Raw genomic sequence first — 15,899 nt, forward strand, 5'->3', positions numbered from 1 at the left:
GTGTAGTAGTAAAAATGAACATGGAGAGGGGAAATTCCGTGCAAACGATAAAAAAGATTGGTGTGAGGTTTTGGTATCAAACGCCAGTGTCTGAGACGGACCGTCCAATCCTGGGAATGGTGGTTGGTAATGATAAAACGTTAATAATTGATGCGGGAAACTCAGAAGCACATGCGCAATATTTTCTTCATGAGCTTTCTAAAAGGCAGGTTTCTAAACCAAACATCGTTGTTCTAACACATTGGCATTGGGATCATATATTTGGTCTTTCTTCTTTAAGTGAAGCCATTTCTATATCGTCTAATCAAACGAAACATGAGATGGAAAAATTAATTCCTTTATCATGGTCAGATGATGCGTTAAATGAGAGAGTGAAAGAAGGAACAGAAATCGAGTTTTGTGCTTCGGCCATAAAAAAGGAGTTCGCTAATCATCGAAATATTCAAATTACCCTGCCAGATTTAACATTTGAAAATCGGATTGAAATTGATCTTGGTGGTATTACCTGTATTTTGCAGCAAGTAGGTGGCGATCATGCCATTGACTCTGTTGTTGTGTTTATAAAAGAAGAGAAAATCTTATTTTTAGGAGATTGCATTTATCCAGATATTTTTTCAGCGAAAAGAAAGTATACAATCGAAAAAACACTGGCGCTTTTAGATGTATTAGAAACATTTGACGCAGACACCTATGTGCTTTCACATTGGAAACCTATCTCAAAAGCAGAATTCAATGATGAAGTTAATCTCTTAAGAACGATTGCAAAGTTCACTGATAAGTTCAGTGGAGATGGAATGAATATAAAAAAAGAGTATGAGAAACAGTTAATGCGGGAGCTTAATGAGGACGAGATAGAGGTAATAGAATATTTTGTTAATGGTTTCTAAAACGTAAGGATTAATTTAAAGATTTGCAAATAAGAAATTTTCTATAACCATCATAATAATGAAACCTAATCTAGTATTTTCCGTATTAATGATTAAATGTAATTAAAGGAGATGTAAGAATGTTTCTAGCAGAACTTCAGATAGAGGAAAGAAAGGCATTTCTTGAATTAGCTTCACTGATTGCCTCGATTGATGGGAAACTATCTATATATGAAAATACAGTTCTTAAAAAGTATAAAAAGGAAATGGAGCTTGAGAATTATACAATAAAGGGTAATAGCATTGGCGATATTCTTAAGGAATTCAAAGATGATCGATCGAAAACGATCGTTTTAACTGAAATTCTTCAACTTATTTTTTCGGATGGTGTTTTTCATGATCTAGAAAGAGAATCTGTCCAACTAATAAAGAAGTATTTTGAATTCAATCCAAATGAATATGAAAGCTTTAAAGATTGGGTATCAAAAATAAAAGAATTATCAAGCTACCATGAGAGTTGAATATGATTGAACGTCAAAACGTACTTTTCCGTTTTCCTTAATGAAATAGAGCTTATTTAAACATTGTAATGGGTGAGCCAGCTGAGTCATATTGACTCAGCTAGTTAGGCTTTGAATTATTTATCTTGTTAGCCTGAACCATTATTGTTCCATTTTTTTTCGAATTAACGCGATGAGTAGCAATAGTATTGGAATAAGAAGGAAAATAAATGTTTCCAAAAAAGGAATGACCGTTTCAATAAATTTAGATAGTTCTTGCATGCTAGGGGATGCCCAAATACCAAAAAGAGTCATTAATAATCCAAGCGGGAATACAAGAGATCGGTAGTCCGTTATATGTAACCATTGAGCTGTGCCAAAAGCCAGTACATAATAAAATATTGAAAGCTTTAGGAAGACACCCATCACCCAAATGACAATTACGACTGACTCAAATCGTTCAAAAAAAGTGGCAACGCTAATGTATCGGAAAGCAGTAAAGACCGGATACGTATAAGTGGTGACGGATTCTCCAAATAAGAAAAGATTTACAATATTGATATATACCATTGTGATCATGCTGATAACCACTGCGACTACGCTATATTTCATCCCTTTTATGCGATCAGTTAAAAAAGGAAGAAGCATAGAGATTAGAAAAATTTGGTTGAACCAAAGTGATGGTTGAATGGCTCCTTTTAACGAAGAGGTGACACCATGTTCCATTATAGGAAACATATTCTCTACTTTAAAGTCAGGTATAAGAAGAAGAAATAGAATAAATGGAAGCAAATAGACTGGAACAAAAAGTTGGGCAACTCTACCTATTACCTCTAATCCGCCTCGTACAGCGAAGGCACAGACTAGGACCATACTTCCAATGACTACTGGCATCGGTGTGTTAGGGAGAAAAGAGGTAATAACAAAATCTGCATATTCTCTATCAATTAAACCTGATACATATAGAAAATAAAATAAAATGACAAATCCAATTATTTTTCCTAGAAATCGTCCCACAATATGTTGACTATATTGAATAATGGTCTCCTTTGGGAAAATTTTATGCAATTGATAAACAATAAAAGCGGTAAACAAACCACTTAAGGATGCCCAAATTGGAGAAATCCACATGTCTCGACCTGCCTGCTTGCCGGTAACGGAAGGAATGGTCAGAATGGCAGTTGATATGATTGGCATAAGGACGAGAAACATCATCTGAATTGCAGAAATTTTAATTTTTTCATTCATAGTCTTGCCCCTTTTTTACAACTATTTTTCTTCAAGCAGTTTACTAAGTGGCTTAAAAATATAATCAAGCAATTGTGTAGGACCTGGCATATTCGGGAAAAAAAGCAGGAGGACAGCAAGCAACCATCCAAGTGTAGTTAAAGTCACAAAAGTTACTTTCTCCTTTTTCTGATTCGGATTCATTTTTGGCCATTCATAAAATGTTAGAACAACCGCCCAAGTTGTGATCCCAAGTACTGCTAGCCATTTCATTTTTCTTTTACCTCTTCTTTCGTTAATCCTGCTGGTGTAGTAGATAACCCAGATCGCAGCACCTTTGCTTTAATATCTATTTTCACGTCTATCTGCGGAAGAATCTCATCCCAACGATTTTTCTCTTTCTCCCATTGTTTGGGATATTGGCGATGAAACGCATCTGCAAAACCGAATGCATCCACTTTCATCTCTTTCTGCACTTGGTTAAGAGCCTTATTGATACGTTGTTTAATGGTTATTTCTATCTCTTTTTCTATCCGTTTGATGACGGATGGATTCATCATATCCAAATTTGTTTCATTTTGAGTAATCATCCCTTCTAAATCGATTTTTCCAATAATTCCCCATTTATCTTTTTTTATTTTGGGGATTAGCTTCACCGTTTGTTGAATGGGATCTACGGATATTCCTTCATCATTTTTCAGATTTACTGTGATCGCACTCACCTCAATTTCATTTCGTAACCACAATAATCCTCTCGTTGCATATTCATCAATGTTACCGACCATTTTATCTTTCTTAAAAATAGCCGTATCAGTGATCGTAATCGCCTTTTTTCCTTTTTTGCCAACCTTTGACGGTACCATCTTCATGTAAGGCAAGAGAGCTGACTTTGTATCACTTGTTAACATTTGCTCAACATCCTTCACTGTTATCTCTATACCAATACGTTTTTCCGATAATTTTCGAATTCCTTCACCTGTGTAAAGTTCTAACGATGGAGCTGGATCTAGAAAATCAGCTGCTTTTCCATGACTAACAAATAAATAAGCACGTTCCCGAGGTTCTGGGTGGCGAAGTAAAAAGTCCATTTGCCTACGAATTCCTTCTTCTTTGGCAAGCTTCTCTCCAATTATGTACATTTTACAGTGTCCCCAGAAGATTTTACGTGAAAATTTCCCTTCCAGTTTTGATGTAGCATCTGCTATATTTTTTCCAACTACCGATCTCACTAAAGCTATAGGACCCCCTCCACCGCCTCCGCCTCCACTTCCTCCTGAGCCTTGTTGTCCACCACTTGCAGCAGACCGAGGTATCAACACTTGGAGAGTAAGTTCAATTTTTTTGTCTTTATACTTATCAATAGCAACTCCTAGTACTAGTGCCATATCATTGACTTCTTTTCGGTCCCAGCAGCCGGTTAACAAGAAACTACTTGAAATAATGAGAAGAAGGATAAAAATTTTTATGATTTTCTGAAATTGAAAGGGCTTCATCTTTTTCATATCCTCCTCTTTATTCACGCACTCTCTACTGTTTATTCCCTCTGTTTGAACCTGGTTTTTGCATTGGACCTTGACGATATTTGTTGAAATCACCAGTTAAGTGAGGGCGTGTATTCATCTTCCACCATGGAGCTCGAATCAAAGTATCTTTCAACTCACGATATTTCATCGGTGCGTATGGTGAAAGGTATGGAGTCCCAAATGAGCGCAATGAACATAAATGAATGACAATGATAATAATTCCAAGCATAATTCCTAACAAACCAAACATTCCAGCCAGGAAAATCATTGGAAATCGTAACATCCTTAATGTCATCCCTTGTGTATAATGGGGCATCATAAAAGAGGCTATTCCAGTAATAGCAACAACCATGACCATCGGAGCAGAAACAAGGCCAGCTTGTACGGCAGCTTGACCGATAACTAAAGCACCTACAATACTGACAGCAGACCCAATCTGTTTAGGAAGGCGAACTCCAGCTTCACGAAGCGCTTCAAATGTAATCTCCATTAGCAATGCTTCCACCAGTGCGGGAAAGGGAACAGATTCTCTTGAAGCAGCCACACTAATAAGCAAAGCGGTTGGTACCATCTCCTGGTGATACGTAAGGACAGCTACATAGAGTGAAGGTAAAATTAGAGACACGGCCATAAACAAGAAGCGCAATAAACGAATGCTTGAACTAATCAAGGAACGTTGATAATAGTCCTCCGAAGATTGCAGCAAAGAAAAAAAGGTAACAGGTGCAATTAAAACAAAAGGGGTACCATCGATTAATATGGCCACACGTCCTTCTAGAAGATTTGCGGCGGCGACATCAGGTCGTTCCGTATTAATTAGTTGAGGAAAAGGAGAGTAGGGATTATCTTCAATCATTTCCTCAATATATCCACTTTCGAGTACACTATCTATTTCGATGCGCTGCAGTCGATTTTTGACTTCCTCAATAAGAGCTTGATCTACAAGTCCTTCAATATAGGCAATGACAACATCTGTATTCGTATAGCGCCCAATTTTCATTGATTTCATTTTAAGATTCGGACTTTTTATTTTTCGTCTTATGAGGGATGTATTAACCCCTAAAGTTTCAATAAACCCTTCTCTTGGTCCTCGTACAACACTCTCTGCAGTTGGCTCTTCAATTTGTCGTTTATCCCAATTAGCTAATCCTAAAGCAAATCCTCGTTCTTCTTGCTGCATTAAAAGTATAGGGTTCCCATTGGAGATATTCCCTAAGCAATCCGTAACTGTTTGTATTTCTTGAATCTTTGAAATATGTATTTTTTCCTTTAGCGTCTCAAACGAACTGCCTTCGTTTCCTTCAGTATCTGCTGTAAGTGGAGCTAGTATATTATCATTAATTTCTTCTATTTTGGATAAACCCTCTATATAAATCAGAACTGCTTTTGTTTTTCCAGCAATTAAAAACGTTCGAAAGACTACATCAAAGCAATCTTGATATACAGAGCGAAGAACGCGTAGATTATCATCGAGATTGGAAGAAAGCAAATCTTGCTGCTTCGTAATCTGTTGCTGTATTTTTTGCTTGCGAAATCGTTTTCTTAGAAGTTTTCGAAGCAATATTAACCACCCTTTTTTAAAATTAACATATAATTTTAATAATTCTAATCCAATTCAATTCAATGGAAAGCTTTTCTATGTAATAGTTTGCTTTTGTTTCTTACAAATATGTGGTAAAAAATATATTTTCCTGCTTCGAATCCTTCCTTGTAATAGATGCTTACTTTTAATTAGGTGTTGAATAATTAGGCACCCTTTAATTACAGCATGAGCTAAGATGGGAATTGTAAGAAGGAATCAAAATGATTGTGTCCAAATAATGATGTGAATTAACCATATAAACCAAAGAAGCATAAGGTTAAATCGTATACCTTTATTTTGAAGGGATTATGGAACGGCTAAATAAAATAGCCAACACATGGTTGGCTAAAAAACTAATAAGGAATCGGTTGATTAAAAAAATTCGGCTTTTTAATCTCATTTTTATAAGGTTTATGAAAAATATGCGTTGTAGCGGGGGACATAGGAGGGATAAGCCAAGCCCAATTTCCTGTAATTTGTCTTCCGCTTTCCTTTTCTCTTTCTTCAAAAAGCTTAAATTGTTGAGCCGCTGTATGATGGTCGACAATACTTACGCCATCTTCCTTAAAGGAATGTAAGACAGCAATATTTAATTCAAGCAGGGCTCGGTCCTTCCAAAGAGAGCTATTCCTTTTGATGTCTATGCCCATTAATGACCCTATTCTTGGAAGTGTATTGTACCGCCCTTCATCTGCTAAATTCCTTGCACCGATCTCAGTACCCATGTACCATCCATTAAAAGGAGCTGCTGGATAATGAATTCCTCCTATTTCAAGACGCATACTTGAAATAATGGGGACAGAATACCATTTGAGATGTAAATCCTCAAACGAGCTAATATCAGGATGACGAATCGGAACCTCAAGAACGAGTTCGTCAGGTATATCATACATCTTTGGAGCGTTGTTATTTACTTGAACGACTAAAGGCAATACATCAAATGGACCTTCTGATCCTTTCCAGCCTAGCTTTTGACACTCTTCTGTAAAAGCGAAGGAATCTGGATCCCCTATTATTCCTTGTTTAGTGTTGTAACCAGCATAACGAATTAGCTGGTGGTTCCATATGCGTACTGAATTTTGAACGGTTTCCTGTGAAAATACAGTAATGACAGGTCGTATACGTCCTTTATTTGTTGCATAATCAATATGTTCCAATAAGGCATCTTTCATTTCTTCCTCTGTTTTTAAATGCCGTTTATCAATGACATATAAGCTTTCCCAAAACAATCGTCCGATACATCGGTTGCTATTCCGCCATGCCAATTTAGCCCCATATTCCAGCTCTTTAAAGGTATGCTTATAGTATCCTTGCAATTGTATGGCCTCTGTGATCTCAGCCAATCTAATTTGCATATCTATTTCAGACTTATTTGTTTCTCTATAAAAGGTATGAATAAACTGCTCCGCTTCTTTAAGCATTTCTTTATCCAAAAATGAATCCTCCTAAAAAGCTAATGACTATATGATACCATATAGAGTTTTAAAAGGATTATTCATTAGAGTGTAGGCAGTATCCCAGCTATGTTCTAGGTTTCTGTCCGAATTTAAGTAATTCCTTTTGTTGAACGTTTATAATAAAGTACTGCTGTTAGACTAAATGGCATCAAATTTTAATGCATATTTTTCCAAAATGATTTCCTTTTTCCATATATCTTAAAGCTTCTACTGATTGTTCGAAAGGAAATACTCGATCTATGACAGGGCGCATTTTGTTTTGTTGTATTGCTCGGTTCATCGATTCAAACATTTCACGGCTCCCGACAGATATCCCTTGAATATTGACGTTCCGCTGTATGGCAGTGATTATATTAAATCCATCAGCGTGAAAACCTGATAAAATACCAATAATCGTAACTTGACCGCCAATACGAATGGCGTTCATCGATTTATTCAGTGTGTCAGCACCTCCAAGATCCAACACATGATCAGCGCCAATCCCTTGTGTAAATTCAAGAACTTCTTTTTCCCAATCGGGTGTTGTTTTATAATTAATACCAAAGTCTGCTCCTAGTTTCATAGCTTTTTCCAATTTCTCATCACTGCTTGAAGTGACAATGACTTTTGCACCGTGCATTTTTGCAAATTGTAGAGCGAATAAGGATACACCACCGGTTCCTTGTACGACGACAGTATCACCTGCTTGAACTTTACCTTTTGTTACAACAGCATGCCACGCTGTAACTCCCGCACAAGGAAGGGCAGCAGCTTCTTCATCCGTCAAGTGCTCGGGTACATGAACTAATCCATCCTCATGAATGATTGCGTATTCTGTCAATAGTCCATCTTGGGGACTTCCGAGTGTACTTTGTAAACCAACATTATCCGGTACTCCAGAAATCCATTTTTGGAAGAATGATGCGCTAACCCGATCGCCCAGCTTTACACGACTTACGTGATCCCCAATTACAATTACCTCTCCTACACCATCAGAAATGGGGATAAGAGGAAGGGGTAGATTAGGATTATAAAAGCCGCTAATGACACCTAGGTCGCGATAATTCAATGAAACTGCCCGCATCTTTATTAATACTTCATTCGGTCCAGGAACTGGTTTTGGACGTTCCGTTGTCACCAAAGAGTCTAGGCTAAATGTTTTTTGAATCTCAAATGATTTCATTATTAACTTCCCTTCTGCTGTGATATATTTCTTTTACAATACTTTTATAGAACATAAATAAACATTAATATAGAAACTTACTTTTTGTAAGGAGGCACTTTAAAGTGGCTTACGAACCTTGAAGTACGGAGGAGTGGTTTTTATGATGATCAATAATAAAAAACTAAATGCATCGACTTGCAGTTATCGGCTTGTGCTTGAAGTGATCGCTAATAAATGGACTGCACTTGTTTTCTACGCATTGGAAGACGAAAAAAAGAGATATAGCGACTTGAAAAAGCAGATTACAGGGATTTCTCAAAAAATGTTAACCGAGACTTTACGTAAAATGGAGAGGGATGGACTAGTTAAACGTGAGGTATATCCATCCGTGCCTGCGACTGTTGATTATTCATTAACCCCTTTAGGCGAAACATTAATTGAGCCGATGAAAATCCTGCACAAATGGACAGAAACAAATTATGATTTAGTCGTACAAGCGAGAGAAGACTACGATCAAGGAAATTACAATGAAGGCAATGCTTAACAATGGTAGTATAAAGTGCATTATGCAAAGGGAGGCTTTTGATGCAGGTTTATCAAAAAAACATAATAATTAACGAAAAAAAAGTTCCATACACTCATATTGAAAACGGGGGTCCAGTTGTATGTTTTATGTTTTCTGGTGCGGGTTACACGTATGAGAAGCCCTTATTTTATTATTCAACAATGACAATGCTTCATAATGGATATGATGTTGTTCATATCCATTATTCTTACGGGCAGGATATTTTCAATCTTTCATTAGAGGATATCACAAAAATTATTATTAATGATGTAAAGCCCATCATAGCGGAAGTGCTTAAAAATAACCAATATCAAGAAATTGTGTTTTTAGGAAAATCACTTGGTACCATTCCAATTATCGACTGCCTAATGAAAAGCGATAAGTATATGAATTCTAAAATGATTTTACTTACGCCATTATTAAAATATGATTCAATTTTTGAATCACTCTTAACTAGCAATGATTCAATTCTTCTTGTGATAGGAGAAAAAGATCACCATTATATTTCTAGTAAAATTGAAGCTATTGAGAATAAAGCCAATATAATCGTTGAAAAGGTCCCCAATGCTAATCACTCTTTAGATATTGAACCATTTAATACGTTCATGTCCATTACAGCTGTAGAAATGGTAATGAAACGATTAGATGAGTTTTTAAAAGATTAACTTGTTTCATTTATTAAGCAGATTAAATTTTAGGAGGATCTTATGCACATACTTTTTGAGTACAATTGGCAAGTAAGAAAAGAATGGTTAGAATGGTGCACTCAATTAACAAATGAAGAGCTGCTTCTTGAACGTGTTGGGGGAGTAGGCAGTATTCTTCGCACGTTCGTTCATATAATAGACGTTGAATACAGCTGGATAAGGGATCTTCAGGGAAAAGCAGATTGCGAGATAAATATTGACGATTACAACACAATTGAAAAGGTTAAAGAACTGTCAGAAAGTTTCCATAGTGAAATAAAGGGATATCTCCAAAGCTGGTCGATGGAATTAGATAATAAAATCGTGAGAGTGTCTTGGAGTAAAGAGGAGTATACGGCTGGAGAAATTTTAAGGCATATTATAGCACACGAAATCCATCATATTGGGCAACTATCTGTTTGGTCAAGAGAATTGGGTTTACAACCTGTTTCAGCAAATTTGGTGGGGAGAAATCTTTTCGATAAAGAAAGATAAAAACTGAATTTCTTTAAAAAGTATGACTTTAACATCTTTATCTGATTCCATGCAAAAAATTCATTACCTTTGATATTTAACCTTAAACACACATAACCCCGTTCTTGATTTTTTTGACGGGGTTAAAAAATTTGTAACAAAAAAGTAGTTTAAATATAAGTGTTTTTGCATAATCGTTCCTTTTAGCATAAAAAGAATATAACTCATGAGTTGGTTTAGATGAACAAGTTTTATTTAAAATCTGCAGGTTTAAAAAAATTTTCCAACTACTCTTTTATTTCTTTATCATCATATTACTATACAAATTTATTTTTTGATTAATCATTGATTGATAAGACATTAGTTCATCCACTTGTGTTTTTAAGTTTTCTTTTTGTTTTTTAAGCATGAGGATGCGTTGGTCAATTGTTTCGTCCCCCTTTATGATCAGACGAACAAATTCCTTTATGTCTGAAACGGCCATACCAGTCGCTCGGAGGCAGCATACAAATTTTAGTAATTCAATATCTTTTGTTTCAAAAATACGTATGCCGCTTTCATTGCGGTTAACGATTGGAATAATGCCTTCTCTTTCATAATATCTCAAAGTGTAGATAGATAAACCTGTTTGATCTGATACTTGGCCAATCGTATAGCACATAGGTAATCCTCCTGTGTTTATTTTTCCACAATTCAGTTTAAAGTTGGGTGGTTTGTTCAATTTTTAAAGTCTATATATAACTTCTTGTTATATGAGTCTAAAAGACTCTGTACATCTATTCTAGTACTTCCTAATATTACTCTAGCTAATAACTTAAGTTTAAGGCCCACCTATGAAAAAGGTAAGCCTTAAACTTCTCTTATATTATATTTCTTGGTTAGTTGGTCTCACTATTATTTCATTGACAGCTGTATTGTCTGGTTGAGAAATAGCATATAGAATCGAATGGGCAATAGCTTCTGCCGGCAATGAAATTTTCATTGACTCCTCAATACCTTTTTTAATTTCTTTATTCGTAATGATATTTGCCAACTCTGTTACCACTGCTCCGGGTGAAATAATCGTTGTACGAATGTTATTTTTTGCTTCTTCTTGTCTTAAGGCTTCTGTAATGGCCCTAACTGCGAATTTTGTACCTGAATAGACGGCCCATGATTTGTTAACGATGTGTCCTGTTACTGAAGAGACGTTAATAATATGTCCTTGTTTTCGAATTCGCATATACGGAAGAACGGCACCAATTCCATAAAGTACACCTTTCATATTTACATCAATCATTTGATCCCATTCAGCTATTTTCTTTTCGTGCAAGAAAGAAAGTGGCATAATACCCGCATTGTTAATCAACACATCAATTTGTCCAAAGGTATCGTTAGCAAAACTTGCAAGCTCATCTACTTCCTCATGGGAAGTAACATCGGTTACTTTAAATACAGCTGTTCCACCTTGTTTATCAATGTTTGATTTAAGGTCTCGCAAGCGCTCCTCACGCCTTGCAGCAAGTACAACCTTAGCTCCGTTATTAGCTAGAACTTTCGCAGTTGCTTCTCCGATGCCACTTGAAGCTCCAGTTAAAACAACTACTTTCCCGTCAACGTTTAACATGTCTAACCATTCCTTTCTGTTTGTAAGATGTTTTTTAGTATAATACCTCGAGTGAACTCCAGATCAAGGTTTATGTAAAAAATTGTTTATATCAAATGAAATATCGTTATTTTCATTCAAAAGTAGGAAGATTATAGACACAGATTTAGTTCTAGTATTATTCTAATCTAGAATGCAAAAACCTTAGAGCGCCCCAATTAAATAAAAAAAGTTAATGCCTGAACATCGATGGTTTTATTCCATGAGTTCTTGCATTAACCTTTTTTTATTAAGCAAATTTGAGTCATTAATCAAAATTCAATTTATAATCTTCCGCTTTAATCATTTTTAATTTTCTAGAAAAAATGTAGATTAAACCAAGATTCAATGCAATCGGAATAACAAAGAATGTACCTACCATGATTGAAATATTTTTAGTTGTCCATCCATCCTCAGTTAAATTCATATAATTTAAAGGTCCAACTAATCCTGATAACCCGAAGCCTGCGCTATAAGGTGTTCCTTGAATATTTAATATCCCTGCCAATGCCCCAAGAATTGCTGCTGTGATCAACATAGGAAAAGCAATTTTCGGTTTCATAAAAAAGTTTCTCATTTGAATTTTAGGTGAGCCTAATACATGAGCCAATGCCGTTCCAAGTGAATTGGCTTTATAACTAGCCAAGGCTAAGCCTACACCCGCTGCAACAATTCCAAGATTTGCTGCACCAGAACCGATTCCTGAAAGTGAAATCACCGTTGCTACACCTACAGTTGAAAGAGGGGACAAAATAATAAGACAGAAAATAAGTGAAATAATAACACCCATTAAAACAGGCTGTAGTGTCGTCACATTTGCAATAGCGATACCAATTATACCCGTTGATGATTTAACAAATGGCAGAATCAAATAACCAATCATCCCTGGTACTAAAATACTTAAAGCTGGCATTATAAGAATAGAATAGGCTTTTAATCGGTCGCCAAGCAATTGAACAAATAACACGGCCAGTGCAGCTGTAAGACCAGTGTTCACAACGATCCCAATTCCGCTTAAGGCGAATAAACCTTCAGCCGTTTTTTGAATAGAACCACCGCCTACCATTGCAGCTAAACCTACACTCGCTGTTTGGATAGAAGTTAATTTAAACGACATTCCTACCATTACACCAATCATAACAGGAAGCAAACTCATGACAATTACTGTGATATCGAATAAATGTTGTAAGGCAGGAAAATGAGGAATCAAAAGCTTCAGTATTTCTCCTAGCAAAGCATTCGGTATCAACGCAACCACAATCCCAATACTCATTCCATTTAACAACTTGCTAAAAAATTCTTTCATTCTACTAATCTCCAATCTCGAGCACGTTTCATAACGGAGATAATTATAGAAAAATTTCCAGTAGCAGTCAATGGATTTATTAACACTTTACCGCGAAAGTGCGTAAAAGTATTTTTGGTTATAAAGTCAATGGGTTGAAAAAAGTTGCATTTTGTTGTTTTACTGTATCAAGAAAAAGACAAAAGCTCCAGTTTTTAGTCCGGAGCTTTTTCATCTTCCTAAAGTGCTTCTTTAATTACTTTTTTACAATAAAGAACAGATAATAAACCAAAAATAGAATATAACACGGTATAAAGGACCATAACAATAATCATCGGTGTCCAAAGCTCTGCTCCAAATAAGAACCATCCCGACTGAACGGCGAAATAACTATGGAGAAGTCCAATGACTAAAGGAATTCCGAAATTAAAACTTTGTTTTGCTTGAATTCCTATTAACAGGTCTCCCTGTGTGAAACCAAGTTTTCTTAAAATCGTATAATTGGACTTCTCATCTTCACTTTCATCCATTTGTTTAAAATAAAGGATGCATCCAGATGTAATTAAGAAGGTTAATCCTAAAAAGCCTACGATAAACATAATTAGTCCCATGTTTTTTTTCTGATCGTTAATCATATCAAGACGGGAATCATTTTCCTCGCTAAAAGCCATTTTATGAAAAATAACATTGGCTTTTTCAATTTTCGCTTTATCTGTTATATCAATCCCGATATAAATCGATGATTCTTGTTGAATGTCTGGATCTAAATCCTTCTTCAATTGTTCGAAGATCGTTTCGTCCACAATGGCAACGGGTAAGCCTCCTTTTGTAAAATAATAGGAAACGACGAAATCTTTATTTAAACCTACATAATTTTGTGGGATTACATTATTTTTTCCTTTTAGTTCGATTTGTCCTGATTCCTTAAAGCTCATAAATTTTTGCATCAAATCACTATAGCCTGTAAAACGGGTTTCCTCAGGTGACAAATCGATTCCTTTAACCGCTTGCTCACTAATTACTGGAAGAGGCATCTGTTTAGGATCAACGTATAATCCTTTTCTATTTTTTTCTTCTAGTATTTTTTCTATATTGATATTTACCTCAATAACATCAATCTTTTTTTCGGTAGATTTTATGTTATTTGCATTTAATGCTTTTTCAAAATCTGCTGCATTTTGTATATTTGTAATCGAAAAATCGGCAGGTACATTATTTTTAGCCGTTTTTTCTGCGGAGTAGTAAGAGATATAACTTAAGGATAATAAACCAATCGCAAGTGCGGATACGGTCGTAATAATTGTTAATAATAAAGCATTCGATTTTATTCGAAACATAATCGATGAAAGCGATAATACCTCATTAATATTTAAATAACCATCTTTCTTTTTTCTAATCATATTCGCTATAAAACTGACAGATCCTTTATAAAAAAGATAAGTCCCGATTATGACAGTACCTAGTATAGAGATCATAGCAAGGAATAGTTCTTTCATCGTTGTATGGTCTCCATCAAATAATTTTGATGAAATATAATAACCTGCAATAATCAAGATTATGCCAATCACTCCGATGAGCGTTTCAATAAAGGATATCCTTTTTACTTTTCCTTCTGCCATCGAAATTACGCGGAATAGAGATAAAATCGTTTGTCTTTTAATAAATGAATAGTTCATTAGCATAATAAAAAGATAGATAACAGTAAAAACAGCAAGTGTTTGGATTAGTGCCTTCCCAGAAAAATGCAGTCCTGCAATTCCTTCAACATCCGTAATTTTAAATAAGATCATAATGATTAAGCGTGAAGCTGAAAATCCTATGAAAATTCCTATGACTAAGGAGCCGAAATAAAGAAAAAAGTTCTCAGCACTAAGGGTGCGAAATATTTTATTTTTTGTCATGCCAATTAGTTGAAATAAGCCAATTTCTTTACTGCGGCGTTTTATAAAAAGGTTATTGGCATATAACAAAAATATGGCGACAATCACGACAAGTAAGATCGATGCTGTACGAATGGCAGCTGCCCCTTTAATCGAACTTTTTACTTGATCAATGGATGGATCATATTGCAATGTGACAAAGGCGAAGTAAAGCGCAGCACTAAAGCTTAAGGCAAAAACATACAGGTAATAATTTTTCAAATTTTTTTTCAGATTTCGAAGGATGAGTTGATTAATGTTCATGCTGCACCCCGCCTAGTACACCTTGTGTTTTCATAACATCTTTAAAGAAAAGCTGTCTTGTTTGCTCCCCTCTATGTAATTGCGTATAAATTTGCCCATCTTTTATAAAAATGACTCTGCTGCAATAACTGGCTGCAACGGGATCGTGAGTAACCATAATGATGGTTGCTTTTCGTTTTTGATTTAGTTCGCTTAGTTTGTTTAATAAATCGGAAGCAGATTTCGAATCGAGTGCACCTGTTGGTTCGTCAGCGAAAATAATACTAGGTTTATGAATAAAGGCTCGAGCTGCAGAAGTACGTTGTTTTTGACCGCCGGAAATTTCATTTGGATATTTATCTTTTATGCTATAAATATCTAATTCACTTGCTACCTCCTTGAATTTTTGATCAGCTTCTGCTTTGGGAGTTTTTGTAATGGATAATGGCAAAAGAATATTTTCTTTTACTGTCAGAGTGTCTAATAAATGATATTCTTGAAAGATAAAGCCTAGGTGATTTTTTCTGAATTCAGCTAGCTGTTTTTCCTTCAGGCTTGTCATTTCTTGTTCTCCAATTTTGATGCTCCCTTGACTAACCTTATCTATAGAGGAAAGAACATTGAGCAAGGTCGTTTTTCCTGACCCAGATGCTCCCATAATACTAACGAATTCCCCTTTTTCAATGCTAATATCAATTCCCTTTAACACTTCTTGTTTATTAAACTTATTGCCATAGCTTTTATAAATTTTATTTGCTTCTAAAACAATCATGTTGGCACATCCTTTCTTTGATGATTTTATTA

The 15,899-nt window shown here is 35.5% G+C and carries 16 protein-coding genes; 5 read left to right on the forward strand and 11 right to left on the reverse strand.

Going from position 1 to position 15,899, the window contains the following annotated elements; all coding sequences use genetic code 11:
• Positions 1–38: 38 nt before the first annotated feature.
• Complete coding sequence (locus FDO66_RS00385) at positions 39–887, forward strand: MBL fold metallo-hydrolase (RefSeq protein ID WP_141430426.1); 849 nt, start codon at positions 39–41, stop codon at positions 885–887.
• Positions 888–1,006: 119 nt separating this feature from the next.
• Complete coding sequence (locus FDO66_RS00390; protein WP_141430427.1) at positions 1,007–1,387, forward strand: hypothetical protein; 381 nt, start codon at positions 1,007–1,009, stop codon at positions 1,385–1,387.
• 141 nt (positions 1,388–1,528) lie between these two features.
• On the opposite strand, the gene FDO66_RS00395 is transcribed toward FDO66_RS00390, so the two are convergent.
• The 6 genes from FDO66_RS00395 to FDO66_RS00420 form a co-directional block, all read right to left on the reverse strand.
• Positions 1,529–2,614 (reverse strand): GerAB/ArcD/ProY family transporter, encoded by a 1,086-nt coding sequence (locus FDO66_RS00395; protein WP_141430428.1) that lies wholly within the window; start codon positions 2,612–2,614, stop codon positions 1,529–1,531.
• 21 nt (positions 2,615–2,635) lie between these two features.
• Positions 2,636–2,866 carry a hypothetical protein gene (locus FDO66_RS00400; RefSeq protein ID WP_141430429.1) on the reverse strand — a complete coding sequence of 77 codons (231 nt, stop codon included), beginning with the start codon at positions 2,864–2,866 and terminating at the stop codon, positions 2,636–2,638.
• The gene (locus tag FDO66_RS00405) at positions 2,863–4,086 is read right to left on the reverse strand and encodes a Ger(x)C family spore germination protein (RefSeq protein ID WP_141430430.1); all 1,224 of its coding nucleotides are present in this window, start codon (positions 4,084–4,086) and stop codon (positions 2,863–2,865) included. Before FDO66_RS00405 ends, FDO66_RS00400 begins: the two co-directional genes overlap by 4 nt.
• Before the next feature lie 34 nt (positions 4,087–4,120).
• Entirely contained in the window at positions 4,121–5,680 is a 1,560-nt protein-coding gene (locus FDO66_RS00410) for a spore germination protein (protein ID WP_395939740.1), read from the reverse strand.
• A gap of 371 nt (positions 5,681–6,051) precedes the next feature.
• Complete coding sequence (locus FDO66_RS00415; protein WP_141430431.1) at positions 6,052–7,131, reverse strand: nitric oxide synthase oxygenase; 1,080 nt, start codon at positions 7,129–7,131, stop codon at positions 6,052–6,054.
• Positions 7,132–7,303: 172 nt separating this feature from the next.
• A complete protein-coding gene (locus FDO66_RS00420; RefSeq protein WP_141430432.1) occupies positions 7,304–8,317 on the reverse strand; it encodes a zinc-dependent alcohol dehydrogenase family protein in 1,014 nt (337 codons plus the stop codon).
• A gap of 142 nt (positions 8,318–8,459) precedes the next feature.
• On the opposite strand from FDO66_RS00420, the gene FDO66_RS00425 reads away from it, so the two are divergent.
• Genes FDO66_RS00425 through FDO66_RS00435 form a run of 3 tightly spaced genes read left to right on the forward strand, consistent with a single transcriptional unit; the run spans position 8,460 to position 10,045 of the window.
• Positions 8,460–8,843 carry a winged helix-turn-helix transcriptional regulator gene (locus FDO66_RS00425; protein WP_141430433.1) on the forward strand — a complete coding sequence of 128 codons (384 nt, stop codon included), beginning with the start codon at positions 8,460–8,462 and terminating at the stop codon, positions 8,841–8,843.
• A gap of 41 nt (positions 8,844–8,884) precedes the next feature.
• Positions 8,885–9,529, forward strand: coding sequence for an alpha/beta hydrolase (locus FDO66_RS00430; protein WP_141430434.1), 645 nt, complete (start codon positions 8,885–8,887; stop codon positions 9,527–9,529).
• Between the two features lie 42 nt (positions 9,530–9,571).
• Complete coding sequence (locus FDO66_RS00435) at positions 9,572–10,045, forward strand: DinB family protein (protein WP_141430435.1); 474 nt, start codon at positions 9,572–9,574, stop codon at positions 10,043–10,045.
• Between the two features lie 274 nt (positions 10,046–10,319).
• On the opposite strand, the gene FDO66_RS00440 is transcribed toward FDO66_RS00435, so the two are convergent.
• From FDO66_RS00440 to FDO66_RS00460, 5 genes are all read right to left on the reverse strand, one after another.
• Positions 10,320–10,685, reverse strand: a complete 366-nt coding sequence (locus FDO66_RS00440) for a MerR family transcriptional regulator (RefSeq protein ID WP_141430436.1) — start codon at positions 10,683–10,685, stop codon at positions 10,320–10,322.
• Positions 10,686–10,889: 204 nt separating this feature from the next.
• Positions 10,890–11,630: an SDR family oxidoreductase gene (locus FDO66_RS00445; RefSeq protein ID WP_141430437.1), complete on the reverse strand. Its 741-nt coding sequence runs from the start codon at positions 11,628–11,630 to the stop codon at positions 10,890–10,892.
• Between the two features lie 286 nt (positions 11,631–11,916).
• Positions 11,917–12,954: a PTS sugar transporter subunit IIC gene (locus tag FDO66_RS00450; protein WP_141430438.1), complete on the reverse strand. Its 1,038-nt coding sequence runs from the start codon at positions 12,952–12,954 to the stop codon at positions 11,917–11,919.
• A 218-nt stretch (positions 12,955–13,172) separates the two neighbouring features.
• Complete coding sequence (locus FDO66_RS00455) at positions 13,173–15,116, reverse strand: ABC transporter permease (protein WP_141430439.1); 1,944 nt, start codon at positions 15,114–15,116, stop codon at positions 13,173–13,175.
• Positions 15,106–15,867, reverse strand: coding sequence for an ABC transporter ATP-binding protein (locus FDO66_RS00460; protein WP_141430440.1), 762 nt, complete (start codon positions 15,865–15,867; stop codon positions 15,106–15,108). The genes FDO66_RS00455 and FDO66_RS00460 overlap by 11 nt, the downstream gene beginning before the upstream one ends.
• Between the last annotated feature and the right edge of the window lie 32 nt (positions 15,868–15,899).

Origin of the sequence: Bacillus sp. 03113 (assembly GCF_006546985.1) — a bacterium.
Classification (GTDB): Bacteria; Bacillota; Bacilli; order Bacillales; family Cytobacillaceae; genus VATK01.

Bases quoted from the DNA above. Each gene is read 5' to 3' on its own strand.
- FDO66_RS00460 (WP_141430440.1), bottom strand. From the start codon at position 15,867: ATGATTGTTTTAGAAGCAAATAAAATTTATAAAAGCTATGGCAATAAG.
- FDO66_RS00390 (WP_141430427.1), top strand. From the start codon at position 1,007: ATGTTTCTAGCAGAACTTCAGATAGAGGAAAGAAAGGCATTTCTTGAA.
- FDO66_RS00400 (WP_141430429.1), bottom strand. From the start codon at position 2,866: ATGAAATGGCTAGCAGTACTTGGGATCACAACTTGGGCGGTTGTTCTA.
- FDO66_RS00455 (WP_141430439.1), bottom strand. From the start codon at position 15,116: ATGAACATTAATCAACTCATCCTTCGAAATCTGAAAAAAAATTTGAAA.
- FDO66_RS00450 (WP_141430438.1), bottom strand. From the start codon at position 12,954: ATGAAAGAATTTTTTAGCAAGTTGTTAAATGGAATGAGTATTGGGATT.
- FDO66_RS00445 (WP_141430437.1), bottom strand. From the start codon at position 11,630: ATGTTAAACGTTGACGGGAAAGTAGTTGTTTTAACTGGAGCTTCAAGT.
- FDO66_RS00420 (WP_141430432.1), bottom strand. From the start codon at position 8,317: ATGAAATCATTTGAGATTCAAAAAACATTTAGCCTAGACTCTTTGGTG.
- FDO66_RS00440 (WP_141430436.1), bottom strand. From the start codon at position 10,685: ATGTGCTATACGATTGGCCAAGTATCAGATCAAACAGGTTTATCTATC.
- FDO66_RS00405 (WP_141430430.1), bottom strand. From the start codon at position 4,086: ATGAAGCCCTTTCAATTTCAGAAAATCATAAAAATTTTTATCCTTCTT.
- FDO66_RS00395 (WP_141430428.1), bottom strand. From the start codon at position 2,614: ATGAATGAAAAAATTAAAATTTCTGCAATTCAGATGATGTTTCTCGTC.
- FDO66_RS00425 (WP_141430433.1), top strand. From the start codon at position 8,460: ATGATGATCAATAATAAAAAACTAAATGCATCGACTTGCAGTTATCGG.
- FDO66_RS00430 (WP_141430434.1), top strand. From the start codon at position 8,885: ATGCAGGTTTATCAAAAAAACATAATAATTAACGAAAAAAAAGTTCCA.
- FDO66_RS00435 (WP_141430435.1), top strand. From the start codon at position 9,572: ATGCACATACTTTTTGAGTACAATTGGCAAGTAAGAAAAGAATGGTTA.